This is a genomic window from Stenotrophomonas sp. G4 (assembly GCF_003428825.1).
Lineage (GTDB): Bacteria > Pseudomonadota > Gammaproteobacteria > Xanthomonadales > Xanthomonadaceae > Stenotrophomonas > Stenotrophomonas indicatrix.
In genome coordinates this window covers 3,267,289-3,293,460 of record NZ_CP031741.1, presented here as the reverse complement: position 1 = coordinate 3,293,460, position 26,172 = coordinate 3,267,289, and the positions used below count along the sequence as shown (strand labels likewise).

General features: G+C 66.9%; 21 protein-coding genes and 1 riboswitch. Of the genes, 11 read left to right on the top strand and 10 right to left on the bottom strand.

From position 1 onward, the window contains the following. Positions 1 to 98 precede the first annotated feature (98 nt). From D0Y85_RS15245 to D0Y85_RS15235, 3 genes are all read left to right on the top strand, one after another. Positions 99 to 821 carry an AraC family transcriptional regulator gene (locus D0Y85_RS15245; protein WP_025877061.1) on the top strand — a complete coding sequence of 241 codons (723 nt, stop codon included), beginning with the start codon at positions 99 to 101 and terminating at the stop codon, positions 819 to 821. 81 nt (positions 822 to 902) lie between these two features. After that, complete coding sequence (locus D0Y85_RS15240) at positions 903 to 2,273, top strand: amino acid permease (protein ID WP_117311954.1); 1,371 nt, start codon at positions 903 to 905, stop codon at positions 2,271 to 2,273. 105 nt (positions 2,274 to 2,378) lie between these two features. Beyond that, positions 2,379 to 2,789 (top strand): VOC family protein, encoded by a 411-nt coding sequence (locus D0Y85_RS15235; RefSeq protein ID WP_117311021.1) that lies wholly within the window; start codon positions 2,379 to 2,381, stop codon positions 2,787 to 2,789. 100 nt (positions 2,790 to 2,889) lie between these two features. Here D0Y85_RS15235 and gcvP read toward each other — a convergent pair whose 3' ends face one another. Then, positions 2,890 to 5,757 carry an aminomethyl-transferring glycine dehydrogenase gene (gene gcvP / locus D0Y85_RS15230; protein ID WP_093818633.1) on the bottom strand — a complete coding sequence of 956 codons (2,868 nt, stop codon included), beginning with the start codon at positions 5,755 to 5,757 and terminating at the stop codon, positions 2,890 to 2,892. A gap of 61 nt (positions 5,758 to 5,818) precedes the next feature. Continuing rightward, positions 5,819 to 5,921: riboswitch (glycine riboswitch) on the bottom strand. Between the two features lie 299 nt (positions 5,922 to 6,220). Here gcvP and D0Y85_RS15225 point away from each other — a divergent pair. The 3 genes from D0Y85_RS15225 (at position 6,221) to D0Y85_RS15215 (ending at position 8,955) form a co-directional block, all read left to right on the top strand. Next, complete coding sequence (locus D0Y85_RS15225; RefSeq protein ID WP_117311020.1) at positions 6,221 to 7,447, top strand: multidrug effflux MFS transporter; 1,227 nt, start codon at positions 6,221 to 6,223, stop codon at positions 7,445 to 7,447. Between the two features lie 141 nt (positions 7,448 to 7,588). Then, the gene (locus D0Y85_RS15220; RefSeq protein ID WP_117311019.1) at positions 7,589 to 8,485 is read left to right on the top strand and encodes a siderophore-interacting protein; all 897 of its coding nucleotides are present in this window, start codon (positions 7,589 to 7,591) and stop codon (positions 8,483 to 8,485) included. A gap of 77 nt (positions 8,486 to 8,562) precedes the next feature. Continuing rightward, entirely contained in the window at positions 8,563 to 8,955 is a 393-nt protein-coding gene (locus D0Y85_RS15215) for a hypothetical protein (protein WP_025877073.1), read from the top strand. 121 nt (positions 8,956 to 9,076) lie between these two features. Here the strand turns inward: D0Y85_RS15215 and D0Y85_RS15210 are convergent, their stop codons facing one another. The 4 genes from D0Y85_RS15210 to D0Y85_RS15195 all read right to left on the bottom strand — a co-directional run bounded on the left by D0Y85_RS15210 (position 9,077) and on the right by D0Y85_RS15195 (position 15,512). Beyond that, positions 9,077 to 11,041, bottom strand: coding sequence for a M2 family metallopeptidase (locus D0Y85_RS15210; protein ID WP_117311018.1), 1,965 nt, complete (start codon positions 11,039 to 11,041; stop codon positions 9,077 to 9,079). A gap of 256 nt (positions 11,042 to 11,297) precedes the next feature. Next, complete coding sequence (locus D0Y85_RS15205) at positions 11,298 to 12,947, bottom strand: phosphoethanolamine--lipid A transferase (protein WP_117311017.1); 1,650 nt, start codon at positions 12,945 to 12,947, stop codon at positions 11,298 to 11,300. Continuing rightward, the gene (locus D0Y85_RS15200) at positions 12,944 to 13,696 is read right to left on the bottom strand and encodes a phosphatase PAP2 family protein (RefSeq protein ID WP_117311016.1); all 753 of its coding nucleotides are present in this window, start codon (positions 13,694 to 13,696) and stop codon (positions 12,944 to 12,946) included. Before D0Y85_RS15200 ends, D0Y85_RS15205 begins: the two co-directional genes overlap by 4 nt. A gap of 112 nt (positions 13,697 to 13,808) precedes the next feature. Then, positions 13,809 to 15,512 (bottom strand): glycosyltransferase family 39 protein, encoded by a 1,704-nt coding sequence (locus D0Y85_RS15195; RefSeq protein ID WP_117311015.1) that lies wholly within the window; start codon positions 15,510 to 15,512, stop codon positions 13,809 to 13,811. A gap of 132 nt (positions 15,513 to 15,644) precedes the next feature. Here D0Y85_RS15195 and D0Y85_RS15190 point away from each other — a divergent pair, with 132 nt between their 5' ends. Both D0Y85_RS15190 and D0Y85_RS15185 read left to right on the top strand, forming a co-directional pair. Continuing rightward, complete coding sequence (locus D0Y85_RS15190) at positions 15,645 to 16,355, top strand: response regulator transcription factor (protein WP_025877081.1); 711 nt, start codon at positions 15,645 to 15,647, stop codon at positions 16,353 to 16,355. After that, on the top strand, positions 16,345 to 17,625 hold the full coding sequence (locus D0Y85_RS15185; RefSeq protein WP_117311014.1) for a HAMP domain-containing sensor histidine kinase: 1,281 nt from the start codon (positions 16,345 to 16,347) through the stop codon (positions 17,623 to 17,625). The genes D0Y85_RS15190 and D0Y85_RS15185 overlap by 11 nt, the downstream gene beginning before the upstream one ends. Positions 17,626 to 17,712: 87 nt before the next feature. On the opposite strand, the gene D0Y85_RS15180 is transcribed toward D0Y85_RS15185, so the two are convergent. Then, positions 17,713 to 18,102 carry a VOC family protein gene (locus D0Y85_RS15180; RefSeq protein ID WP_025877085.1) on the bottom strand — a complete coding sequence of 130 codons (390 nt, stop codon included), beginning with the start codon at positions 18,100 to 18,102 and terminating at the stop codon, positions 17,713 to 17,715. 156 nt (positions 18,103 to 18,258) lie between these two features. Here D0Y85_RS15180 and D0Y85_RS15175 point away from each other — a divergent pair, with 156 nt between their 5' ends. After that, entirely contained in the window at positions 18,259 to 19,509 is a 1,251-nt protein-coding gene (locus tag D0Y85_RS15175; RefSeq protein WP_025877087.1) for a DUF819 family protein, read from the top strand. Between the two features lie 177 nt (positions 19,510 to 19,686). Then, positions 19,687 to 20,826, top strand: coding sequence for a DUF3103 family protein (locus D0Y85_RS15170; RefSeq protein ID WP_162887680.1), 1,140 nt, complete (start codon positions 19,687 to 19,689; stop codon positions 20,824 to 20,826). A 340-nt stretch (positions 20,827 to 21,166) separates the two neighbouring features. Here D0Y85_RS15170 and D0Y85_RS15165 read toward each other — a convergent pair whose 3' ends face one another. Together D0Y85_RS15165 and D0Y85_RS15160 are read right to left on the bottom strand one after the other, a co-directional pair. Continuing rightward, on the bottom strand, positions 21,167 to 21,391 hold the full coding sequence (locus D0Y85_RS15165) for a CstA-like transporter-associated (seleno)protein (RefSeq protein WP_025877091.1): 225 nt from the start codon (positions 21,389 to 21,391) through the stop codon (positions 21,167 to 21,169). Continuing rightward, positions 21,391 to 23,472, bottom strand: coding sequence for a carbon starvation CstA family protein (locus tag D0Y85_RS15160; protein ID WP_117311012.1), 2,082 nt, complete (start codon positions 23,470 to 23,472; stop codon positions 21,391 to 21,393). Before D0Y85_RS15160 ends, D0Y85_RS15165 begins: the two co-directional genes overlap by 1 nt. Positions 23,473 to 23,741: 269 nt before the next feature. On the opposite strand from D0Y85_RS15160, the gene D0Y85_RS15150 reads away from it, so the two are divergent. Next, positions 23,742 to 24,593: a pirin family protein gene (locus D0Y85_RS15150; protein WP_117311010.1), complete on the top strand. Its 852-nt coding sequence runs from the start codon at positions 23,742 to 23,744 to the stop codon at positions 24,591 to 24,593. Positions 24,594 to 24,758: 165 nt separating this feature from the next. Here D0Y85_RS15150 and D0Y85_RS15145 read toward each other — a convergent pair whose 3' ends face one another. Then, complete coding sequence (locus D0Y85_RS15145) at positions 24,759 to 25,217, bottom strand: hypothetical protein (protein ID WP_117311009.1); 459 nt, start codon at positions 25,215 to 25,217, stop codon at positions 24,759 to 24,761. Between the two features lie 196 nt (positions 25,218 to 25,413). Further along, positions 25,414 to 26,133, bottom strand: coding sequence for an aquaporin Z (gene aqpZ, locus D0Y85_RS15140; RefSeq protein WP_032951977.1), 720 nt, complete (start codon positions 26,131 to 26,133; stop codon positions 25,414 to 25,416). Positions 26,134 to 26,172: the final 39 nt, after the last annotated feature.

The window sequence follows — 26,172 nt, the reverse complement described above, 5'->3', positions numbered from 1 at the left end:
TAGGGGGCAGACCCCAGACAGTGGCGCCGCCGGCGTTAATGCACGGTCCCGTGGGAGTGAACGCGCAGACAAATCGGCGGCTCGGGTATGCTTGCCGCATGCGAGTCGAACCCGCCGACATCGAAGCCCTGTTCGACGCCATTCCGGACGTGCTGTTCTTCATGAAGGACCGCCAGGGCCGCTACACCTACGTCAACCAGACCATGCTGCGACGGTTGGGCCTGCGTGCGCGCAAGGACGTGATCGGACGCACCGCGGCCGAGATCTACCCCACCGGCCTGAGTGCGGACTATGTCGACCAGGACGCACGCGTGCTGTCCGGCGAGGTGATCGAGAACCTGATGGAGCTGCACCTGTTCGCCAACCGCGAACCGGGCTGGTGCCTGACCTGCAAGCGTCCGCTGCTGGTGGACGGGCAGGTCGAGGGGCTGATCGGCATTTCCCGCGACCTCGGTCAGAAGGACAGCCTGGGGACCCAGTACGAGCAGCTTCGTCTGGCCTTGGCCCACCTCAATACGCACTACGCCGAGAACGTGCGGATGCAGACGCTGCTGGACATCACCGGATTCTCGTTGTCCAAGCTGGAGCGCAGCTTCCGCAAGGTGTTCCAGATGACGCCGCAGCAGGTGCTGACCCGGCTGCGGATCCAGATGGCCATGCACCTGCTGCATGGCAACGAGAGCATCGCCTGCATCGGCCAGGCCTGCGGTTTCAGCGACCAGAGCGCGTTCACCCGCAAGTTCAAGGCTGAAACCGGTTTCTCCCCGCGCGCCTACCGCGCCCGCATCGGCGGCAATGTCGGCGAGCCGGTACCGGCCTGAGTTTCCTGCTGCGCTGTGCCTATCCCCGCGGCGGCTGGACACGGTAAGGTGTCGCCCTTGTCGCCGCCGCCAGCCCTGCCGATGCCCGCCACCCCCGATACGACCGCTTCGCCCTCCCGCCTCGGCCATTCGCTCAAGCCACGCCAGCTGATCATGATGGGGCTGGGCAGCGCCATCGGCGCCGGCCTGTTCCTCGGCTCCGGCGTGGGCGTGCAGGCGGCCGGCCCGGCGGTGCTGGTGTCCTACCTGGTGGCCGGTGCGCTGGTGATCATCGTGATGAACGCGCTGGGCGAAATGGCTGCGGCCAAGCCGACCAGCGGTGCGTTCTCGGTGTATGCGGCCGATGCCATGGGCGCCACCGCCGGTGCCACCGTGGGCTGGCTGTGGTGGGTGCAGCTGGTCATCGTGATCGCCGCCGAGGCAGTGGGTGCGGCCGGATTGCTGGCCACGGTCTGGCCGGTGGTGCCGGTACCGATGGCGGCATTGGCCTTCATGCTGTTCTTCACCGCGATCAACCTGCTCGGGGTGAAGAACTTCGGCGAGTTCGAATTCTGGTTCGCCATCCTCAAGGTGGCGGCGATCCTGGCCTTCATCGCCGTGGGCGTGGCGCTGCTGATGGGCTGGCTGCCGCAGGTGGCCTCGCCGGGCCTGAGCAACTTCACCGAGCATGGTGGCTTCGCACCGAAGGGCCTGGCCGGCATCGGCGCGGCGCTGCTGGTGGTGGTGTTCGCCTTCGGTGGCACCGAAATCGTGGCCGTCGCTGCGGCGGAGACCGAAGATCCCGAGCGCAGCATCGCCCGTGCCATCCGCACCGTGGCCTGGCGCATCCTGGTGTTCTACATCGGTTCGCTGAGCGTGATCATCGCCGTGGTGCCGTGGACCAGCGAAGCGCTGAAGTCGCCGTTTGCCGCGGTTCTTGATGTCGCCAATATTCCGGGCGCGGCCACCGCCATCACCCTGATCGCGGTGATCGCCCTGCTGTCAGCGCTCAATGCCAACCTCTACGGCGCCTCGCGCATGATGTATTCGCTGGCGCAACGCCGCGAAGCACCGGCCGTGCTGGGCTGGACCGATCCGCGCCAGGTGCCGGTGATCGCGGTGCTGGCCAGCGTCCTGTTCGGCTTTGCTGCCACCATCATGGAACTGCTGTTCCCGGACAAGGTGTTGCCGGTGCTGCTGAACATCGTCGGCTCCACCTGCCTGCTGGTGTGGACGTTGTCGCTGGTCTCGCAGCTGGTGCTGCGCCGTCGCGCCGACCGCCTGGGCACGCGCCTGCCGTTCCGCATGGCGGGCTTCCCGTGGCTGACCGTCTGTGCGCTGGCGATCCTGGCGCTGATCTTCGGCCTGCTGCTGAGTGAAGCGCATACGCGCCTGCAGTTCCTGTCGATGGTGGCGCTGACGGCGACCATCGCGGCCAGCAGCGCCATCGCCCGGCGCATGCGCGAGGGGTGATGGGGCCGCCGGGCATGGCCCGGCGCTACCGATACGCCGCGCCCACATTCCGCGTGCCATCCTGATCGGGTGGGCCATCACCGGCCCGACGAACGGGAGCACCGCATGCTGCGCAGCCGTCCCTTCCTGATGTTCACCGGCCAGGCCGAAGCGGCGCTGGCCCTGTACGCCGAAGCCTTCGCCGAATTCCGCCTGCTGGCCCTGCAGCGCCACCCGGACGGAGCGGGCGCGGGCGTGCCCGGGCAGGTCCGCCAGGCCATTTTCCTGCTCGGCGGCACCCACTACCTGTGCTTTGACAGCCTGGATGTGCACGACTTCACCTTCACGCCCTCGATCTCGCTGTTCGTCGAGTGTTCCGGCGCCGAATCATTCGAGCGTGCCGCGCGCGTGCTGGGCGACGGCGGGCACTGGCTGATGCCCGTGGGCGAGCAGGATTTCAGCAGCCGCTACGGCTGGGTGCAGGACCGCTTCGGCGTGTCGTGGCAGTTGAGCCTGGGGCAGATGCCCGACCCGTGACGCGTCCTGCCGCTGCGCTCGCCGGGCATGGCCCGCCGCTACCGGAAAACAAGAACGGCCCGCTTGCGCGGGCCGTTCTCATTTCCGATGCCGCGATGGCTTACGCCTCGACTTCGTCATCCTTGTAGGCATCGACCGGGATGCAGGCACACATCACGTTCTTGTCGCCGTACACGTTGTCGACGCGGGCCACCGGCGGCCAGTACTTCTGCAGCTTCAGGCTCGGCAGCGGGAAGGCGGCCAGCTCGCGCGGGTAGGCGTGGGTCCACTCGCTGGCGGTCACGGCCGTGGCCGTGTGCGGGGCATTCTTCAGCGGGTTGTCCTCGCGATCCAGGCGGCCGTCTTCGATCGCGGTGATCTCTTCGCGGATCTGGATCATCGCGTCGATGAAGCGGTCCAGCTCGTGCAGCGATTCGCTTTCGGTCGGTTCGACCATCAGCGTGCCGGCCACCGGGAAGCTCAGGGTCGGGGCATGGAAGCCGAAGTCGATCAGGCGCTTGGCCACGTCTTCGGCACCGATGCCGCTGGCCTTCTCCAGCGGACGCACGTCCAGGATGCACTCGTGCGCGACCAGGCCGTTGCGACCGGTGTACAGGGTCTTGAAGTGCGGGGCCAGGCGCTTGGCGATGTAGTTGGCGTTGAGCTGGGCGACCTGGGTGGCCTTGCGCAGGCCTTCGGTGCCCATCATCGCGATGTACATCCAGCTGATCGGCAGGATCGAGGCGCTGCCGAAGCTGGCGGCGCTGACCATGCCGACCGGACCGTTGTCACCCAGCTTGCCCGGCAGGAACGGGGCAAGGTGCGACTTGACCGCACACGGGCCAACGCCCGGGCCGCCGCCGCCGTGCGGGATGCAGAAGGTCTTGTGCAGGTTCAGGTGCGAAACGTCCGAACCCCACTTGCCCGGCTTGGCCACGCCGACCAGGGCGTTCATGTTGGCGCCGTCGGTGTACACCTGGCCGCCATGCTTGTGGATGATCTCGCAGATCTCCACCACCTCTTCCTCGAACACGCCGTGCGTGGACGGGTAGGTCATCATGATCGCGGCCAGGCGGTCGCTGTACTTCTCGGCGTTGAGGCGGATGTCTTCAACGTCGACGTTGCCGTTGGCATCGGTCTTGGTGACCACGACCTTCATGCCGCACATCTGCGCCGAGGCCGGGTTGGTGCCATGCGCCGAATCCGGGATCAGGCAGATGTCACGGTGATCTTCGCCACGCGAGCGGTGGTAGGCGCGGATCGCCAGCAGGCCGGCGTACTCGCCCTGCGCACCGGAGTTCGGCTGCAGGCTGACGGCGTCGTAGCCGGTGCACTCGACCAGCATCGCTTCCAGCGAATCGATCAGTTCCTTGTAGCCCAGCGCCTGCTCGGCCGGCACCAGCGGGTGGATCTGCGAGAACTCCGGCCAGGTCACCGGAATCATTTCGGCGGTGGCGTTGAGCTTCATGGTGCACGAGCCCAGCGGGATCATCGTGCGGTCCATCGCCAGGTCCTTGTCGGCCAGCGAACGCAGGTAGCGCAGCAGTTCGTGCTCGCTGTGGTGGGTGTTGAACACCGGGTGGGTCAGGAACGCGGACTGGCGCAGCAGGCCGGCCGGCAGCGCATCGGCGGTGCTGGCATCGAGCGCGTCCACATCAACGGTGGCACCGAACAACGCGCCTACGGCGACGATGTCGGCGCGGGTGGCAGTCTCGTCCAAGCTGATGCCGACCGAACTGCTGTCGATCGCACGCAGGTTGTAGCCGGCGGCACGGGCCTTGGCATGGATCGCGTCGGCGTCGACACCGGTGACGTGCAGCGTGTCGAAGAAGTCGGCACCGACCTGCACACCGGCAGTGCGCAGCGCGCTGGCCAGGATGGCGGCCAGGCGATGGGTGCGGCGGGCGATGCGGGTCAGGCCTTCCGGACCGTGGTAGACGGCATACATCGAGGCCATCACCGCCAGCAGCACCTGTGCGGTGCAGATGTTGGAGGTGGCCTTCTCGCGGCGGATGTGCTGTTCGCGGGTCTGCAGGGTCAGGCGGTAGGCCGGGTTGCCCTGTGCGTCGATCGAGACGCCGATCAGGCGGCCCGGCATCGAACGCTTGTAGGCGTCACGGCAGGCCATGAACGCAGCATGCGGGCCACCGAAGCCGAACGGCACGCCGAAACGCTGGCTGTTGCCGACCACGATGTCCGCACCCCATTCGCCCGGGGCAGCCAGCAGGGTCAGTGCCAGCAGGTCGGTGGCCACGGCCACCAGGCCACCGCGCGCGTGCACGGCATCGACCAGCGCCTTGTAGTCGCCCACCTGGCCGAAAGTGTCCGGGTACTGCAGCAGCAGGCCGAAGGCTTCCGCTTCCAGCGCTTCGGCCGGGGTGCCCACGCGCAGCACGATGCCCATGGGCTCGGCGCGGGTGCGCAGCAGTTCCAGCGTCTGCGGGTGCACGGCGTCGTGCACGAAGAAGGTGTCCGACTTCGACTTGGCCGAGCGCTTGGCCAGGGTCATCGCTTCAGCGGCGGCCGTGGCTTCGTCCAGCAGCGAGGCGTTGGCGATTTCCATGCCGGTCAGGTCGGCGCACAGGGTCTGGAAGTTGATCAGCGCTTCCATGCGGCCCTGCGAGATTTCCGCCTGGTACGGGGTGTAGGCGGTGTACCAGGCCGGGTTTTCCAGGATGTTGCGCAGGATCACGTTCGGCGTGTGGGTACCGTAGTAGCCCTGGCCGATGAAGCTGCGCAGCACGGTGTTCTTGTCGGCGATCGCGCGGATCTTCGCCAGCGCCTGCACTTCGGTGATCGACTCCGGCAGCGCCAGCGGTGCCGGCGACTTGATCTTGGCCGGCACGATGGCATCGGTCATCGCATCCAGCGAGGCGTGGCCGATGACGCCGAGCATCTGCGCGATCTCGGCATCGTTGGGGCCGATGTGGCGCTCGACGAACGCCGAATGGTGCTCGAGCTCACGCAGGGAAGGGGTGTTCTGGGACATGGCGAAGGATCCGTCAGGAAAGGGCACACGCACGGGCACAAGCCGCCGGTCGGCGGTCTGCGGGCGCCCCTCTGTCCTTTTGCCTGAGAGTTTAGAAGCGCGGAAAACCGCAGCTTCGTGCCCCTTCGGCGCCGGATCGAACCGGTCTCTCCAGAGTTCTGTTACGGGTGGTATCGGGCCTGAGCGATTACGGGCGTTGCGCCTTCGGCAGCGGTGACCTGCTTCTCCCACCGTGTTGCCCGCCGATTATAGCCCGTTGCCGGCTCCTGACGGTGGCCCGGGCCGGCCTCACGGGGCTGAATGGCCGATGGCCCGGGCGTGCGTTCTGTGCATCCGTGCATGGCATCGCGCGCATTCCCCACCTATGATGATTGGATTCTCGTATTCATCTGGCGCCGTCCCTGCTGCAGGGGATCGGCGCCCGCCGTGCGTGTCACGCATGGCCCTGCCGGACGCTTGCCCGATGACCGCCGCCGTTGCTCCTTCCACCCGCCGCATGGCCCTGTTGCTCGCTGGCCTGGCCATGTTCGGTCCGTTCTCGATCGACACCATCTTTCCTGCGTTTCCGCAGCTGGCCCAGCGCCTGGCGGTGGACGAGGTGGCGGTGCAGCAGACCATCAGCGTCTACCTGCTGTTCTACGGCCTGATGAGCCTGGCCCATGGCCCGCTGTCCGATGCGTGGGGGCGCAAGCGGGTGATCCTCGGCGGCCTGGTGATCTTCGTCGGCGCCTCGGTCGGCTGTGCGTTGTCTACCGACCTGACCACGCTGCTGGCGTTCCGCGCACTGCAGGGCCTGTCCGCCGGCGTGGGCATGATCGTCGGCCGCGCGGTGATCCGCGATCTGTACCACGGCCACGACGCGCAGCGGCTGATGAGCCAGGTGTCGATGCTGTTCGGTATCGCCCCGGCCATCGCGCCGATCATCGGTGGCTGGATCCTGCTCAGCGGTGCCGGCTGGCCGCTGATCTTCTGGTTCCTGGTGGTATTTGCGCTGGTGCTGCTGGCGGCCACCGCGCGCTTCCTGCCGGAAACCCATCCGGAGCAGGCGCGGATCGCCCTGTCGCCACGCACGTTGCTGCGCGATTACGTGCGCATCGGCTTCAACCCGCGGTTCCTGCGCCTGGCCCTGGCCGGCAGCATCGGGTTCGGCGGCATCTTCCTGTACATCTCCTCGGCGCCGGCCATCGTGATGCAGCACCTGCATCTGGGTGAAGGTGGCTTTGCGTGGTTGTTCATTCCCACCATCGGCGGCATGACCACCGGTTCGTTCCTGTCCGGGCGCATGGCCGGGCACAGCACACCGACCCGGCAGGTCGCGCTCGGTTTCACCCTGTGTGCGGTCTCTGCCGTGCTGAACATCGGCTACGTCACCCTGGCGCCGCAGTTCGCGCTGCCGTGGGCGGTGATGCCGATCTTCCTTGGCGGCATGGGCATGGCGCTGATCTTCCCGATCCTGGCGCTGGCGGTGCTGGACATGTATCCGCTGCAGCGCGGCCTGGCGTCGTCGCTGCAGGCGTTCGTGCAGCTGATGATCAGCACCGTGGTGGCCGGCGTGGTATCGCCGCTGCTGCACAACAACCCGCTGCACCTGGCGCTGGGACAGGCGGGCTTCTTCGCGGCCGGCTTCGTGTTCTGGTACTGGGAGCACCAGCGCGAGCGCGCATCAGAGGCAGCCGGCACGGCGCATTGAGCGTCGTGCAGGGGTAGGGCGCGTCATCACGCGCGGATCCGTTGCGGTGCTGCGGGCAGGGATTAGGCTGGGGTTTCCAGCGAGCCGGTTCGTGGGTGCACGACAGCCAGCCATTCCGATGTCGTCGCATGAGGTACCCGCATGGCTGCGCAGCAGACCTACCGCCTGTTCGAGGTGGCGCTGAAGGAGCGCCGCGTTCTTTCTCCTTCCCTGGACCGCATGGTGTTCACCGGCGCCGACGTGGCGCGCATGAAGACCGAAGGCCCGGACCAGCGTATCAAGGTGTTTTTCCCCTTGCCCGGGCAGGACGCGCCGGACGTGCCCAGCGGCGAAGACTGGTATGCCCGTTACCGGGCACTGCCCGATGAGGCGCGGCCGCCGATGCGCACCTTTACCCTCCGCCACCTGCGTGCCGGCGAGTGCGAGGTCGACGTCGACTTCGTGCTGCATGGCCAGACCGGACCGGCCTCGCGCTGGGCCACGCATGCACGGCCGGGTGACCGTGTGGTGCTGCTGGCCCCCGATGCCGACTGTGCGGACAGCAGCGAGGGCTGGGAATGGAAGCCGCCAGCCGGGGTAGGCCAGGTGCTGCTGGTGGCCGATGAGACCGCATTGCCGGCGGTGGCCGGCATCCTCGAGGAACTGGCCGGGCTGGCCGATCCGCCGCGCACGCTGGCCCTGCTGGAGATCGCCCAGGCCGGTGATGCGGTGCCGTTGAAGGCCCCGGCCACGGCCGAACTGGTGTGGTTGCCACGCGGGCAGCAGGCCCATGGGCAGCGGTTGCTGCAGGCAGTACAGGCGCGGCTGGCGGCGGCCGCGACCGTCGCCGGGGCTGCCGGGCTGGACGACATCGACGTTGATGCGCAGATCCTGTGGGAGCAGGCTGACGCCAGCGCGGACGGCGCGCTGTATGCCTGGGTAGCGGGCGAGGCCGGCGCGGTGATAGCGATCCGCCGGCATCTGCTGAAGGACTGCGGCCTGGATCGCCGCGCGATCGCCTTCATGGGGTACTGGCGGCAGGGGCGGGTACTGGACTGAGCCGCTACCGCACCGGCGTGAACCGGCATGCAGGGGGTGTGGGTTATCCTTGCGCCCCCGCAATGCAAGCCCCACTGATGTCGACCTCTTCCAAATCCCGCCGCGACCAGCGCCGTCGCCAGGAACAGCAGGCTGCCAACAAGGCCGCCGCCACCGCCTCGCCCGTCGAGCCGCACGCCGAGCTGCGCGACACGCAGCGCACGCTGCTGGCCGGCATCGTCCGTCGCGATGGCGAATGGGTGCTGGGCATGGATGGCCGCATCGCCGGCCAAAGCGAGAGTGCGGCCCAGGTGCTGGCGCTGATCATGCAGGCCGGTGAACTGCACGAACGGCAGGGCACGCCGGTGCGCCTGATCTATTCGGATGCGCTGCGCGATGCGGCGCAGGCCGAAGCCAACGAGAAGGGGCAGACCTTCGAGGAATTCAAGGCCGCGCTGGCCGCGCAGCTGGCGGCGAAGAAGAGCAACTGATCGTCATCGTGGTAGCGCCGGGCCATGCCCGGCGGCTTTTCATTACGCCGCTGCGCTCGCCGGGCATGGCCCGGCGCTACCGAAACGGAAAAGGGCGGATCCTCGCGGATCCGCCCTTTTTTCATTTCGCCGCCGGTGCCGCGTTGGCCTGCCAGCCGCACATCTGGCCTTCGTTCTGCTGCTTCAACCAGGCATTGACCGGGCTGAAGTACTCGATCATCGGGCCGGCATCGAGCTTGTCCGAGCCGGTCAGTTCCTTCAGCGTGGCCTGCCACGGCTGGCTGGCACCCTTGCTCAGCATCGCCCAGTACTTCTGGCCGGCTTCCTTGTTGCCGTAGAAGGTGCACTCGTGCAGCGGGCCCTTGAAGCCGGCGGCATCGCACAGGCCCTTGTAGAACTGGAACTGCAGGATGCGCGCCAGGAAGTAGCGGGTATACGGGGTGTTGCCCGGCACGTGGTACTTGGCACCCGGGTCGAAGAATTCCTCGCCACGGGCGCTGGCCGGGGCCACGCCCTGGTACTTGGCCTTCAGGTCCCACCATGCCTTGTTGTAGTTGTCCGGGGTGATCGAACCATCGAACACGCCCCAGCGCCAGCGGTCGATCATCAGGCCGAACGGCAGGAACGACACACCCGACAGCGCCATGCGCATCTGGTTGTTGATGACCGCTTCGCGGCTCTCGGTCGGCGCGTCGACCAGCCCGATCGAGCTGAGGTACTTCGGCGTCATCGCCAGCACGATGGTGTCGCCGATCGCTTCATGGAAGCCATCGTTGGCACCGCCCTGGAACAGCGGCGGCAGCGGGTTGTAGGCCAGGTCGTAATAGATGTGGCCCAGCTCGTGGTAGATGGTGGTGAAGTTCTCTTCGTTGGGCTTGATGCACATCTTGGTGCGCACGTCGCCTTCCATGTTCATGTCCCACGCACTGGCGTGGCAGACCACGTCGCGGTCATCGGGCTTGATGAACTGGGTCTTGTCCCAGTACGACTGCGGCAACGACGGCATGCCCAGCGAGACGTAGAAGTCCTGTGCACGCTCGGTCATCTGCTTGGCGGTGCGCAGTTCGGCCTCGCGTTGCGCCTTGTACTGCGCGGCTACGTTCGCATCCTTGCCGGCCTTGGCCAGCGCCGCGCTCAGGTTGGTCTGGTACTGCTTTTCCAGCGCTGCAGTGATGTCCAGGCTGCCGGCGCCCGGGTACGGTTCCAGCTGGTCCCACAGGTTGGACCAGTCCTGCTGCCACATGTTGCCCATCAGGTGCGCGGCGATCAGGCCGTTGCCCACCTCGGCCTTGTCCTTGCCATAGGTCTTGTCCAGCTTGCCGCGCGCGTAGCAGTGCAGCTGCTCGTACATCGGCTTGACCTGTTCCCACAGGCGATCGGTTTCCGGGCCGATCTGCTCCGGCGGCATGTCATAGCCACTGCGCCACATCTGCCCGGCATCGGTGAAGCCCATGCCCTTGGCACCTTCATTCACCAGGCCGACGAACTTCTGGTAATCACCGCGCATGCTCCTGGTGGTGCTGTGCCAGCCCTGCCAGGCATCGAGCTGCTGGTCATAGTCGCGGCTGCGCGCCAGCACCTGCTCCAGTTCGCCCAGCTGGCGGCAGGAGTTGGGATCGTTGGCGTCGGTGCAGTACTTGCCTGCGCCGTAGCTGCCTTCCATGCGGGTGGCGATCTGGGTCAGCTCGGCCAGCTTGGCCGGGTCCCGCGGCGCCGGCATCGACGACATCAGCTTCAGCAGGTGGATCGCGCGCTTGCTGTCTTCGCTCATCGGCTTGCCATCGAACTTGCCGGCCTGCTCGATCCAGCTGTTGAGCTGGGTCAGCGAACGCTCGTTGGCCTTGGCCGCGATGCGCTCTGAGTCGCTGTTGATGTAGGTGGAGGACAGCCACTGCGCCGAGGTCATCTCCGGGTAGGCCGCCTTGAATTCGGCATTGATGCGGGCCACGAACTGGTCGGCGGTTTCGCCGGCCGCTGCGCTGCTGCTGGCGGTCTCGGCGCCTGGGGTGGGGTCCTTCTTGCAGGCGGCCAGGGCCAGCGTGGCGGCGGCGATTGCCGAGGCCAGCAGGAGATGACGGTGTTTCACGGGCGGTCCTTGGGTGGTGAACGACCGCCGAAGGCTAGTGGGCAGGCGTTGCCACCGCAAGTGGCGGAAGTCGGCCGGGCGGCGCCCGGGGACCGCGACACCGCATGCGCGCTGTCGCTCCCACGCTTCGCTGCGCGAAACGTGGGCCCCACTTACCAGCTCCCAGACCCACCCCGCCTACCCACAGGAAGCCGTTGTTGCTCCGGCCGTTGCCGTTGCCTCTGCGGGTGCAGGGCGCAGCCCTGCCGAACAACCCTCACCCCTCGCAGCCGGCAAACAGGTCGCGATCCCGCTCGTACAGCGAGGTCTTCACCTGCATCAGCCCCAGCACCGACGGGAACAGGTTGTCGTGGTCGGTGTAGCTGGCCGAGCGCTTGCGCACGCACTGCAGGTCCAGTCCACGGCTGCTGGCGAAGCCCGGCGAGAACCACATCGTCATCGGCACCCGGGTCTGCTCGGCCGGTGCGATCGCGTACGGCACACCGTGCAGGTACAGGCCCTTTTCGCCCAGCGATTCGCCGTGGTCGGACAGGTAGATCATCGCCGTGTCGTAGTCCTGCAGGCCCTGCAGCGTGCCGATGGTCTTGCTCAGGAAGTGATCGGTGTACAGCACGGCGTTGTCGTAACTGTTGGTGATCTCTTCGCGCGAGCAGCGACCGATGTCCTGGGTGTCACAGGTCGGGGTGAAGCGGCGGAAGGCGGCCGGGTAGCGTTCGAAATAGGCCGGGCCATGGTTGCCCAGCTGGTGCAGCACCACCACCCGATCACCCGGGCGCGCACGCACCTGCGTCGCCAGGTCCTGCAGCAGGATCTCGTCCATGCAACGGCCATCGGCACACAGCCCCGGCGTGGTCGCGTCCGACAGCGACTGGAAGTCCAGGCCCTCGCATACGCCCTTGCAGCCGGACTGGTTGTCGCGCCACAGCGGCGCGATGCCCGCGCGGTTCAGTACATGCAGCAGCGACTGGTGCGCACGGATCTTCTTTTCGTCGTACTCGTGGCGTCCCCACGGCGAGAACAGGCAGGGCAGCGAAACCTCGGTGCTGGTACCGCAGGAGTGCATGTCCGGGAAATTGACCACCGCCACCTGGGCCAGCTCCGGCGTGGTATTGCGGCCACCATTCAGGCCCCAGTTCTGCGCACGCACCGTTTCGCCCATCACGATCACCAGCAGGCGTGGCTTGCTGGTCGATGCGCGCGGGGTCGCCTTGGCATCGGTACCGATCGGCAGCTTCGGCGCGCGTTGCACCGGGTTGTCGCCGCGCAGCGCACGCGGCAGCCCCAGCAGCACATTGGCCGGCGTGGCCAGGTAGCGCACTTCGCGCTGGTTGCGCATCAGCGCCGACACATCCTGGAAGGACACCAGCGCGCCACCGAGTGCGGTGACCGCAGCGACCAGCAGGAAGCCGATGCGCCACAGCAGGCTGCGGCCCCAGCTGCGGCGGCGCAGGTCAACGCGCCACAGCACCACCATCGGCAACACAGCCAGCAGCAGGACCGGCCACAGCAGCGACACCGTCATCAGTTCGCGGCTTTCCTTGGGGTCGGTGGCCAGCACGTTGCGCAGCATGTCCGCATCCAGATAGATGTGGTAACGGCTCATGTAGTGCGCGGCAAACGCGGTGATCAGCAGCAGCACGCTGATCACCGCCTTGGCATTCCAGCGCCACACCAGGATGCCCAGCAGCACACCGTGCGCACCCAGCAGCAGCAACAGCAGTGAAAGCGCATAGCGCAGGCTGCCCGGATGGCTGGCCATGGCGCTGTGCCAGAACAGGCCATTGCCGGCCACAGCGAAGAACAGGCTGGTCAGCACGATCAGCGCTTCGGTGGACAGCTGTGGCCGCCATGCGCGGATGCTGGCCAGTGTCGGCAGCCGCAAGGAACGTTGGACCGATGCGTTCATGCAATCGCCTCCTGGCGGGTCGAGCGATCCAACTGGCGGCGGACCATCAGGTACAGGCCCAGCGACAGCAGCCAACAGACCAAGGCGGTGGCAACGTCATGCGAAAGGAAGTGGGCGCCGCGCAGCTGTTGGCCGATGCCGAACACCAGGCCGCTGCCGAGGCCGATCCACAGCCCGGCCCAACGCCAGGCGGGGCGCCACAGCAGCGCGAAGAAGTACAGGCACATCCATGCGTATCCCGCGCTTGCGTGGCCGGCGGGGAAGCAGGCGCGGGCGGCCATGCCGGTCGGGCGGCTGCTGAGAAGACCGACGAACGGGTCGTGTCCGCCATAGCGCAGCAGATCCCACGGGCAGTCCATCGGCACCAGCGACTTCAGCAGCGAGATCAGCCCGGTGCCGAGTGCCACGGCCACCACCACATACAGCAGCGCCCAACGCAGCGTGCGATCGCGGCCGCGGCGCCAGTGGTGGAAGCACAGCAGCATCGCCAGCAGTGCCGCAGCGGTGCTCAGCCACTTGCCGGCCTTGTGCACCACCGAACGCGTCAGCCATGCATCCTGCAGCGCCCAGCGGCCGCCTTCCAGCCGGAACAGATGGTCGGCCAGCCACTGGTCGCCACCCAGGCCCATCAGCGCGGTGAACACCGCAACGCCGATGACAGAAGGCAGCCAAAGATGGGTAACGGCAAAACGCGACGCCAGCAGCGAGGGCGCAAAGGAGACTGCCGGGACAAGAGGGCGAGCGGGCATGCAGGGAAGGGGCCGTTACGGGAATCCGCGGCCATGCTCGTCACTGGCATGTCGGAGAAGGGTCGTACACGCGTTTGCGCCGGGTTAATCGGTGCCCGGCGCGAATCATCGTTCAGTCTTCTTCGTCGTTGGCGCCTGCACGCTCGGCATGGCAGGCCGCATCCCAGGCGGTGCCCGGAAGCAACTGCCAACGATTGCGATTGGCAACACCGATCTCGATGACCTGGGCCGGATCGACACAGGGGCTCATGGCCTTGTCCAGTACCAGCAGCCAGCGCTTGTCCGGCGCCTCGGCCAACCATGGACCGGCGTCGTGCCACTGCTCTGCCCACGGCCGCTTGAAGCCGAACTCGCGCACCGGCCGGTCGGCCTGCAGCAGGTTCTGTTCGCGCCAGGCCACCAGCGCCAGCTCCGCATCGGGGCGGATCCGCGTGCCCACTCGGCGCATCACCGCCGACGCCGAGGCGTAGGGGTCCAGCGCCGGTATCAGCACCAGTCCGTACAGCATCCACAGCAGACCGTGGGTGAGCAGTACCAGCGTGGCCGCGCGTCGTATCCGCAGCCACACCGCCAGCGTCGCCACGGCGATGGCGAAGGTCAGCAGGCCATCGCCGAACACGGGCAGCAGGGTGTCGGGCATCGCCCGCCGGGCCAGCTGCGCCTGCGCCCAGGGGCTGTCGGTCAGCATCATCACGCCAAGCGCGCCGGTGGCCAGCATCAGCAGCAGGCTGTAGCCGAACAGGTAGCGGCGCACGCACAGGCGACGCAGCAGGCCGGGCAACAGCGGCGCCACCGCCAGTGCCATCGCCGGCAGCATCGGCAGCACGTACACCTCGCGCTTGCCGGGGCTGGCAGTGAAGAACAGCAGGACCAGCGCGGCCCAGCCCAGCAGCAGCCACTGGCGCTGGTCGCCGCGACGCAGCCGGCGCCACCACGGTTTGACCATCAGCGGCAGCAGCAGCGCACCCGGCAGCCACAGCGTGGCGATCACCTGCAGGTAGTACCAGACCGGCTGGCGATGGTGCCAGGCGTTGGCATAGCGGGTGCCGGTCTGCTTGAACAACAGCTCGTGGGCGTACGACTGCAGCGATGCACTGGGTTCATGCAGCAGCGCCCAGCCCAGCGGTGCCAGCCACACCGCGGTACCCAGCAGGAAGGCCGGAATCAGCCACAGCAGGCTGGCGGGGTGGGGGCCGTCCACGGGTTGGCCGCGACGGCGCTGGTACAACCGCCAGCCCAGCCAGGGCAGCACCATCAGCAAGGGCAGGAAGCCCACCCCCTTGGTCACCGTGCCGACGCCGGCAGCAAAGCCGGCCAGCCACAGGGCCGGCAGGTTGCGGCGCTCGCAGAGGTGGCGCAGCAGGCCCCACAGGGCCAGCGTGGTCATGCCCACCAGCACCATGTCGATCTGCGCGCGCTTGGCCATCAGGCCGAACTGCAGGGTGCAGAACAGTGCGCCAAGCGCGTACAACGAATGCCGTGGCGACCATAGCCGGCGTGCCAGGTCGGACACCAGCCACAGGCTGAGCAGCGCGGCCAGCAGTGACGGCAGCAGGAACGACCACTGCCAGCTGCCGACCACCTGGTGGGCGGCGGCCTGCAGCCACATGAACACCGGCGGCTTCTCGGCGTACAGCTCGCTGCCCCGGTGTGGCAGCAGCCACTCGCCGCTCTCCACCATGGCACGTGCGGCCAGGACGAAGCGTGGTTCGTCCGGTGGCTGCGGCTGGCGCATGCCAAGCCCGGCCGCCAGCGCCATCACGATCAACAACCACAGCAGCGGCAGGTGCCAACGGCGGGGCAGGGCAACGGGCACGGCAGGCTCCGGGAGCAAAACGGCCATTCTGATAAGGGGCACGTGGGAAAGCCGTCGGAGCGGCCGGCATGGCGACCGCATTCCGACATCCGCAGCGCTACCATGGCATGAACTTCCGTGGATGTTTCGTGCATGCGCCTGTTGGTGATCGAGGACAACCGCCAGTTGGTGGCCAACCTGTTCGACTATTTCGAGTCGCGCGGGCATGTGCTCGACGTGGCCCCGGATGGCATCACCGGCCTGCACCTGGCCGGCAGCCACCCGTATGACGCGGTGATCCTGGACTGGATGCTGCCGCGCATGGAAGGCCCGGAGGTGCTGCGGCGGCTGCGCTCCGAGCACGCCTCGGAAGTGCCGGTGATCATGCTGACCGCGCGCGACGAACTGCCGGACAAGATCGCCGGCTTCCGGGCCGGCGCAGATGATTACCTGACCAAGCCATTCGCACTGCCGGAACTGGAAGTGCGCCTGGAGGCGCTGCTGCTGCGCGCGCAGGGTCGCAATCCGCGCAAGCGCCTGCAGGTGGGCGACCTGGTGCTGGACCTGGCCAGCCTGGAGGCGCAGCGCGCCGGCCAGGTACTGCACCTGTACCCGGCCTGCCGCAAGCTGCTGGAAGTGCTGATGCGCGCCAGCCCGGGCGCGGTCACCCGGCAGCAGCTGGAATTTGCCCTGTGGGGTGACGAGCCACCGGACGGCGACCTGCTGCGCTCGCATGTGTACGAACTGCGCCGCAGCGTGGACGGCCCCTTTGCCGACAAGCTGATCCACACCCTGCCGCGGGTGGGCTACCGGCTGGCGTCCACCGCAGGCGCGGACGCACGGAACGATGACGATGGCGCGTAAGCCCGGGCCGCTGTACCGGCGTGTGGTGTGGTGGCTGCTGGGCTACCTGGCGCTGATCTCGCTGGCGGTGTTCAGTGTGGGCAACTACGTGCACGAACACGCCGAGCACGCGGCGTGGCGCGCGCTGCTCAATTCCGAACTGGACAGCATCGTCGAGCACACCGAGCACGAGCCGCACTATCGCTGGCAGGACTCGGACACGCTGAGCCTGTTCCGCTTCAACCAGGCCAACATGCCCGCCAGCCTGCTCAGCCTGCATCCGGGCCTGCATGACGGGGTGATGATCGGCGAGCGCGAGACAGCGGTGATGGTGCGCGATACCGGCTCGATGGGACGGGTTGCGCTGGCCCTGGACATCTCCGATTTCCACGATCTGGAACAATTCGCAACGCGCTGGGTGATGCTGGCCGGCATCATCATGATCTTCGTCACCGTGTTGATGGCCTCCTTCGGCATGGAGCGCATGGTGCGCCCCTTGAGCCTGCTGGCCCAGCACATCGGTGCACTGCGGCCCGGCGTGCAGGGCCAGCGCATTGACGTCGATCCGCGCGGCAGTTCCGAGCTGCACACCATCGCCGATGCGCTGAACGATTACCTTGATCGCAACGAGCAGTTCGTCGAGCGCGAGCGGGTGTTCATCAGTACCGCAAGCCATGAACTGCGCACGCCGATCGCCGTGATGACCGGTGCCGCCGAACTGGCGCTGGAGCAGCCCGGCCTGCCCGAGCGCGCACGACAGCAGATGCAGCGCGTGCTGCGTACCGCGCAGGGCGTTGAGCAGCTGATCGAGCTGTTGCTGGTGCTGGCGCGTGATCCCGCCCGCCTGGCTGCCCGTGCCGAGCGCATCGCGCTGGACCAGCTGCTGCCGGAGATCGTCGACGACCATCGCCACCTGCTGGGCGACAAGGACCTGAGCATCGGCATCCAGGCTGCGCCGGTCGACATCGTCGCGCCGCTGGCGGTGGTGCAGGCAGCGATCGGCAACCTGCTGCGCAATGCCATCGAGAACAGCGGCCGCGGTCATATCGAACTGCGCCTGACCTCGGCAGCGGTGTTGACCCTGCAGGATCCCGGCCATGGCATGAGCCCGGAGGAGATCGCGGCGATCCACGCGCGGATGGCCCGCGGTGAGCGCGGCGACCGCGGCGGCATCGGCCTGGAACTGATCGCGCGGCTGTGCGAGCACCTGGGCTGGACCTTGCAGCTGCGGCCCTGCCAGCCGCGCGGGACCCTGGCCTCGCTCGACTTTGGTACATCGCGGCCAGGCTGACCTCTCCGTCGACCAAGGTCGACGCCTGCCAGGCAATGGCCGCGTGCGTTCCGGTAGGTGCCAACCCTGGTTGGCACGCTGGCCGCGTCACCGCCCCGTTGGCCGCGCCACGTGCTGGTCGATCAGGATCACGTTGCCATCGGGATCGGTCAGCTGCAGATAGGCCGGACCTTCGCCATCGGGATCGGCACGCGCCGTGAGCGCGATGCCCTTGGCGTCCAGCTCGGCCTGTACCTCACGCACGTCCTGGAAGGACGCCAGTTCCTGCTTGTGCTGGTCCCAGCCGGGATTGAAGGTGAGCAGGTTGCCCTCGAACATGCCCTGGAACAGGCCGACCACGATGCCGTTGTTGCGCAGTACCAGCCAGTTCTGCGCCGCATCACCACCGGTCACCGAGAACCCCAGCGCTTCGTAGAACGCACGTGAGGTGGCCAGGTCCTTCACCGCCAGGCTGACTGAAAAAGCGCCGAGTTGCATGGGGCAGGCTCCAGTAGGGAATGCAGCGATTCTCGGCAGGCCCACCCGCTGCCGCAAGCAGCGCAGCATGACCCTGCGTGAAGACTATGTTAATTTCGACCCGCGCCGCTTATGCGGCGCTTTTCTTTTCCGCTCTTTCGATCGACAGAGGATCCCATGCCGACCGAACCCGCTACTGCCCTGATCAGCAACGACATCGTTGGCCTTGGTCTGATCGCCGCCACCCTTGCCCTGATCTTCTGGGCCGCCAGTGGCCCGACGCCCCTGCTGAAGAAGATCTTCGCCTGGGTGCCTGCACTGCTGCTGTGCTATTTCATCCCCGCCATCTACAACACCGCCGGTGTCATCGATGGCCACAACACCTCGCTGTACAACCCGGTCGCCCGCGATGTGCTGTTGCCGGCGGCGCTGGTCCTGCTGACCCTGTCGATCGACCTGAAGGGCATCGCCAAGCTGGGGCCGAAGCTGCTGCTGGTGTTCTGCGCCGGCACCGCCGGCATCATGCTCGGCGCCATCGTCTCCTTCCAGGTGATGAAGCTGATCCATCCGGAAACCGTGGCTGGCGACACCTGGGCCGGGATGGCCGCGTTGGCCGGCAGCTGGATCGGCGGTGGCGCCAACATGGTCGCCATGCGCGAAGTGTTCGGCACCGATGCCACCACCTTCGGCCAGTTCGCGGTGGTCGACGTGGCCTGCGCCAGCCTGTGGATGGCGATCCTGCTGTTCATGGCCAACCGCGCCCAGCAGATCGATGCACGCAACGGTGCCGACACCCGCGCCATCGATGAGATGAAGGCACGCATCAGCGCTTACGAGGCACAGAACGCGCGCATCCCCAGCATGACCGACCTGATGGTGATCGTCGGCGTGGCACTGGGCGGCGTCGGCCTGGCCCATGCCATCGCCGCACCGCTGTCGGGCTGGTTCAAGGCCAATGTCAGCTGGGCCAGCCAGTTCAGCCTCGACAGCCAGTTCGTGTGGGTGATCCTGCTGTCCACCGCGATGGGCCTGACGCTCAGCTTCACCCGTGCACGCCGGCTGGAAGCGGCAGGCGCTTCGCGCCTGGGCACCGTGTTCCTGTATTTCCTGATCGCCTGCATCGGCATGCAGATGAACCTGTTGTCGCTGCTGGATCGTCCCTGGCTGTTCCTGCTGGGGGCCATCTGGATGGCCACCCACGTGCTTGTGCTGTGGATCGTGGCCAAGCTGGTGCGTGCGCCGCTGTTCTTCTTCGCGATCGGTTCGCAGGGCAACATCGGCGCCGCCGCCTCGGCACCGGTGGTGGCGGCAGCATTCCATCCGACGCTGGCGCCGGTGGGCGTGCTGCTCGGTACGGTCGGTTATGCCACCGGTACCGGCCTGGCGTATGTGACCGGGCTGATCCTGAAGTGGATGGCCAACGGCTGAGCCCTCTCGCGGCCAGCGACGGAAAATCAGGAACGGGTAGCGCCGAGCCCACGCTCGGCAGCTTTTCGCCGGACACTGCCGGAACTGTGCGGCACATACCGGAACGTATGGCGCGTGCGTCGTAGCGTGGCAAGCTCCTGCCGGCGTTGCCGGCGACGTTCGATGGGGCCGTCGATGATGAAGCAATGGAGGTTTCGGGTTTCCGCACTGGTGCTGTTGCTGGCCAGCACGGGGGCCTTCGCGCAGGGGCCGGTGAGGGCCGGCGGCGCCGATGTGCAGGTGCTGACCGATGCCGGTGCGCGCGAGGTGGCGGCACTGATCGCCCAGCCAGGGTTCGCCGATGCAGTGCGCAGCTCGCTGCATGCGGCGCCGGAGCAGGGCGTGCCGGTGCAATCGTTGATGGGCCGTTTCGATCCGCAGGCGCAGACGCTGGCCAGTGCATCGCTGGCTGCTGGCGATCGCCAGCTGCGCCAGCGCAAGGGGCTCCCGGCACAGGGGCAGGGGCTGCTGCAGCTGCGTGCGTACGTGCCCGAGGGTCACTCGCTGGCGGCCATCAATGGGCATCCGCTGTGGGTGGCCAGTCTGCCGCGTGGCAATGATCGCGACTGGACCACGATCACCGCTTACGACGCGCAGGGCCGCGCGCATGTACTGGATGCGAAACGGGCCCCGGACTTTCCTGTGCTGATCGTCGACGTCGACACGCGGCGTGCCGTGCAGGAGGGCATGGCCTTGGTCAATGCGGGTCTGAAGGCCCGCGGCCTGCAATCGCCCGAACGCATCCAGCTGTCGGCTGACGGCACGCAGGCGTCGCTGGATATCACCCGCCTGGACCGCATCCGCCTGGCGGACGACCAAGAGCCCTGGGCGCTGGGGGCAGCCGAGGTGTTCGCTGTTGTTTCCGGTCTGCAGGTGGGCGCCACCGCACCGGAGATGGTCACCGTCGACATGCCGTACCTGGACTACGACGGTACCGACTACACCCCGCAGCAACCGCTGATCATCTGGGGCAACTATCGCTTCAACGCTGCCAACGTGCAGCTGTTCGAAGATGACGGCGATACCAACTATCAGGAACTGCTGGTGGCGCTGAGCAACGGCGTCAAAGCCGCACTGGGCGCCTTCGCTCCTGAGTATGCCGTCATCGCCGACATCGCAGGCGCGATCCTCAAGGCCATGCCCACGTCGTGGTTTGCCAACGACATCGACTATATCGACAGCTACTACCTGCTGCAGCGCGGCCAGGCCTACCAGGACCGCATGGGCGCGGCCAACAACGCCAAGGTCACCCTGACCCCGATCACCCTCACGGAATAGTCCCGCCGGGCGAGGCCCGCAACTGCCGGCATCCACAAACAGAAAGGGGCCTGATCCGTTCTCCAGGGAAAACGGATCAGGCCCGGATGATTCGCACCGTCACCGGAAATCTGTCAAAGGCGGGGCGGTGTGGGCTTGCAGGACCGTTGGCGCCATGGATGGCGCCATCGAGCCCCCATGGACGGGTTTACGGCGTGTCCTGCAAGCCCACACCGCCCCGCCAAACCCACAGAACCCCAGAGCCGACGCTCCAGCAGTTGCGGTTGCAGTTGATGTTGCCGTTGCCGTTGCCGTTGCCTCTGCGGGCGCCGGGCTGCAAGCCCGGCACCCACCGGGAACCTCAACAGCAGCGACCACCGTTGCGCCCGCCATACCGCGCTTCCTGCCGTTCGCGGAAGAACGTCTTGTAGTCCATCGGCTCGCGGTCCGGATGCTTCTCCCGCACATGCCGCACATAGTTGTCGTAGTCGGGAATGCCGCAGCACAGCCGTGCCGTCTGCACCAGGCGTCGCCAGATCCGGCGATGCGCCTGGTACTGGCCCACCGGAACCAGTTGTGTACTCATTACAGGTCCACCATTTCATGCGGCTTCAGCGCCACGTACGGGGTCTCGCGGTCGCTGCGCTGCAGATTGCGGCGCGCCGCCACGATCGTCTTGATCGAATACACCAGCACCGACGCCACCACCAGCAGGAACAGCGCGGTCAGGCCGGTGTTGACGTAGGCATTGACCACGATCTGCTGCATCTGCGCGACCGACTTGGCCGGTGCAGTGATCGTGCCGCTGGCCAACGCATCCTGGAACTTGTGTGCCTGTGCCAGGAAGCCCTGCGCCGGATTGCTGTCGAAGATCTTGATGAAACCGGCGTAGGTGGTGCAGATCAGCAGCCACACCGCAGGCACCGCGGTGACCCACGCATAGCGGTCACGCTTCATCTTGAACAGCACCACCGTGCCCAGCATCAGCGCGATGCCCGCCAGCATCTGGTTGGAGATGCCGAACAACGGCCACAACGTCTGGATGCCGCCGAACGGATCGACCACGCCGGTGTACAGCAGGTAGCCCCACAGCGCCACGCAGCCGGCAGTGCCGATGATGTTGGCGGTCCACGACTCGGTCTTCTTCAGCGCCGGCACGAAATTGCCGAGCAGGTCCTGCAGCATGAAACGACCGGCACGTGTGCCCGCATCCACCGCGGTGAGAATGAACAGTGCTTCGAACAGGATGGCGAAGTGGTACCAGAACGCCATCATCGCGTCGCTGCTGCTGGGGATCGCCTCATGCAGGATCTGCGCGATGCCCACCGCCAGGGTGGGGGCACCACCGGCACGATGCAGGATGGTCGGTTCACCGATCGCTGCCGCCGTGGCCGTCAACTGTTCGGGGGTGATGGTGAAGCCCCAGGTATTGGTGATGTAGTGCGCGGCCGAGGCGGCATCGGCACCGATCACCGCCGCTGGGCTGTTCATCGCGAAGTAGATGCCCGGATCGATGATCGAGGCCGCCACCAGCGCCATCACGGCCACGAACGATTCCATCAGCATGCCGCCGTAGCCGATGTAGCGCATGTGCGCTTCATTGGCCAGCAGCTTGGGCGTAGTGCCCGAGGAGATCAGTGCGTGGAAACCCGACACCGCGCCGCAGGCGATGGTGATGAACAGGAACGGGAACATGCCGCCTTTCCACACCGGGCCGTCGCCGCTGGCCGCGAACTGGGTCAGCGCCGGCATCTTCAGTTCCGGCATCACCACCAGGATGCCGATGGCCAGCGCGATGATCGTGCCGATCTTCAGGAAGGTCGACAGGTAGTCGCGCGGTGCCAGCAGCAGCCAGACCGGCAGCACCGAGGCGACGAAACCGTAGCCGATCAGCATCCAGGTGATCTGGGTACCGGTGAAGGTGAACGCCGGGCCCCAGGTCGGGTCTGCCGCCACCTTGCCACCGAACCAGATCGCGGCGAGCAGCAGCACCAGGCCCACCACCGAGATCTCACCGATCTTGCCCGGCCGGATGTAGCGCATGTAGACGCCCATCAGGATCGCGATGGGCATCGTCGCGATCACCGTGAACATGCCCCACGGGCTTTCCGCCAGTGCCTTGACCACCACCATCGCCAGCACGGCCAGGATGATGATCATGATCAGGAAGGCACCGAACAACGCGATGGTGCCGGGCACCTGGCCCATCTCCTCGCGCACCAGGTCACCCAGTGAGCGGCCGTTGCGGCGGCTGGAGAGGAACAGGACCATGAAGTCCTGCACCGCACCGGCCAGCACCACGCCGACCACAAGCCACAGCAGGCCGGGCAGGTAGCCCATCTGCGCGGCCAGCACCGGGCCGACCAGCGGGCCGGCACCGGCAATGGCGGCGAAGTGGTGGCCGAACAGCACGTGCTTGTTGGTCGGTACGTAGTCCAGGCCATCGTTGTTGATCACCGCCGGGGTGGCCCGGGTCGGATCGAGCTGCATCACCTTGTCGGCGATGAACAGGCTGTAGAAGCGGTAGGCAACCAGGTACAGCGATACCGCCGCGACCACGATCCACAACGCATTGATGTGCTCACCGCGCCGCAGCGCTACCGTGCCCAGGCAGAACGCGCCGAGCAGGGCGAGGGCCGCCCAGCCTATTTTGGAAAAACCTTTCATGAGGTGCTCTCTCCCGGAAAGACAGGCAAAGAGTCCCGCGTGCCCCTGGCAGGGTCAATGTGCACGGGACCATTGTGCGGTAGTACTTTGGTCGTACATGGGTGTGGCAGGTGGCGATGTTCCCTCGCAGCCGACAACGCAGGCGGTGCCGGCGTGCGGACATGACGTGCGGCGAACACCAGGGATGGAACAATCGGTTGCGACGGCATCCATTGGCGTTGCGCGCTGCAGCGTCCATTTTTACCGGCATCCATCCAACAGGAGTCACCATGAGCCTTCCCGAGCCGGTCCGCGTCCTGCGCACCATCCGTGGCATGCCCACCTCCGACGGTGCCGGTGTTCGCCTGACCCGGGTCATCGGCGGCCCCTCGCTGCCCGACCTCGATCCGTTCCTGCTGCTCGACGAATTCGGTACCGATCGCGCCGAGGACTATATCGCCGGTTTCCCCGAGCATCCCCATCGTGGTTTCGAGACCGTCACCTACATGCTCGATGGCCGCATGCGTCATCGCGACAATCACGGCAACGAAGGCCTGCTGACCCCGGGCAGCGTGCAGTGGATGACGGCCGGCCGTGGCCTGGTGCATTCGGAGATGCCCGAGCAGGAAAGCGGGCAGATGCGCGGCTTCCAGCTGTGGGTGAACCTGCCTGCGCGCGACAAGATGACCGCGCCGAAGTACCAGGAATTCGCTCCCGATAAGATCCCGATGGTGCAGCCGGCCGAAGGCGTGCAGGTCAAGGTGATCGCCGGCACGGTCGAGGGCACGGCGGGGCCGATCGCGCAGCCGGCGACCGATCCGCTGTACCTGGACATTGCATTGGAGGCCGATCGTGCCTGGACCTACTCCCTGCCCGAAGGCCACAACGCGTTCGTCTACGTGTTCGAAGGCGGGCTGACGGTGGGCGAGCAGGATGCGGCGCGCGACGTGGCGCGGCAGGAACTGGCGGTGCTGGGCGGCGGCGAGCAGCTGCATCTGTCGGCAGGCAGCGACGGTGCGCGGTTGATCCTGGTGGCGGGTCGTCCGCTGCGCGAGCCGGTGATGCGGCATGGCCCGTTCGTGATGAACACCCGCGAAGAGCTGATGCAGGCCTTCGTCGATTTCCAGGAAGGCAGGTTCTGAGGTCGCGCTGCGGGCCATGCCCACAGCACATTGGTAGCGCCGGGCCATGCCCGGCGGATGTCCAAAAGAGCCGACACGGCAGAAAGCCGCCGGGCATGGCCCGGCGCTACCGATGGATCGGGTGGAAGTGCGGGAATGCTGCAAGGCAGTCATCCCCGCAGCGCCTCAGCGGCCGTCGGCCACGGCAGAGGGCGTCAGGTTCATGCCCTGCGCAAGCTGCTGCAGCGTGCCCAGTTCCTGGGCGCTGTCGGGATACAGCGCGATCTGCGCGTAGCGGCCCTTGTCCAGCTTGACCACGCTGATGCGGCGCTCGGCATAGCCCGGCGGTTGCTGGCCGCCCAGGTCCGGCTGGTACCAGTACATCGATTCACCGGCAAAGCTGCCTTTTTCCTGGCGCAGTGAGCGGGTCAGCGGAATGCCCGGATCGCGCTGGCTGAGCATCAGGCTCAGTACTTCGCGCCCGTCACTGGTGGCTGCGCGACAGACCAGGAAGCCGGACTGTGCCTGCTGCTGCCATTGCAGGCCGCTGCTGGCGGGCAACGAAGGACAGTCGACCGGGGCCTGCGCGCAGGCAGACGCCGCAACGAACAACAGGCTCGACAGAACAACAGGCGCGAACTTCATGCATCCCCCAAGGTGGCGTGTCGTTGGCACCGCCGGTGACACCGGCGGTCGAGGCATCCCATCCCCGGATGCCGTCCTGCCCGGCGAAAGCACGGGCGGATGACCAGACCTTAACGGAACGTGAGCGATCGCACAAATCGCGGTTACATCCGTAACCATTGCGGCCGAGGGTCGGCCGCAATGGCACGGTCATGGCTCAGCGGTCGTTGCCGATCCACTTGTAGATGATGCCGCCGATCGCACCGCCCAGCAGCGGGGCGACCCAGAACAGCCAGAGCTGGCCGGTTGCGCCACTGCCGGCGAAGAAGGCCACCGCCGTGGAGCGGGCCGGGTTCACCGACGTATTGGTCACCGGAATGCTGATCAGGTGGATCAGGGTCAGGGCCAGGCCGATGGCCAGCGGCGCGAAGCCCGCCGGCGCCTTGCCATGGGTCGCGCCCATGATCACGATCAGGAACACGGCCGTGAGCACCACTTCGCACAGGAATGCGGCCGCCACGCTGTAGCCGCCGGGCGACAGCGCACCATAGCCGTTGCTGGCGAACGCGCCGGCTTGGCTGCCATCAATGGCGAAGCCGCTGGCACCGGAGGCGATCTGCAGCAGGATGAAGCCGGCCAGCAGGCCGCCGGCCACCTGGGCGATGATGTAGGGCACCAGATCCCGGGTCGGGAAGCGGCCACCGGCCCACAGGCCCACGCTGACCGCGGGATTGAAGTGCGCACCGGAGATATGGCCGAACGCGTAGGCGCCGGTCACCACGGTCAGGCCGAAGGCCAGGGCCACGCCGAGGAAACCGATACCCAGCGGATTGCCGTCGCCACCGAACTTGGCGGCCAGCACCGCACTGCCACAGCCACCCAGAACCAGCCAGAACGTACCGAGGAACTCGGCGGACAAGCGTTTACCCATGCTCATGTGTTGCACTCCTTTGACGGTCTAAAGTGTGATTTATGT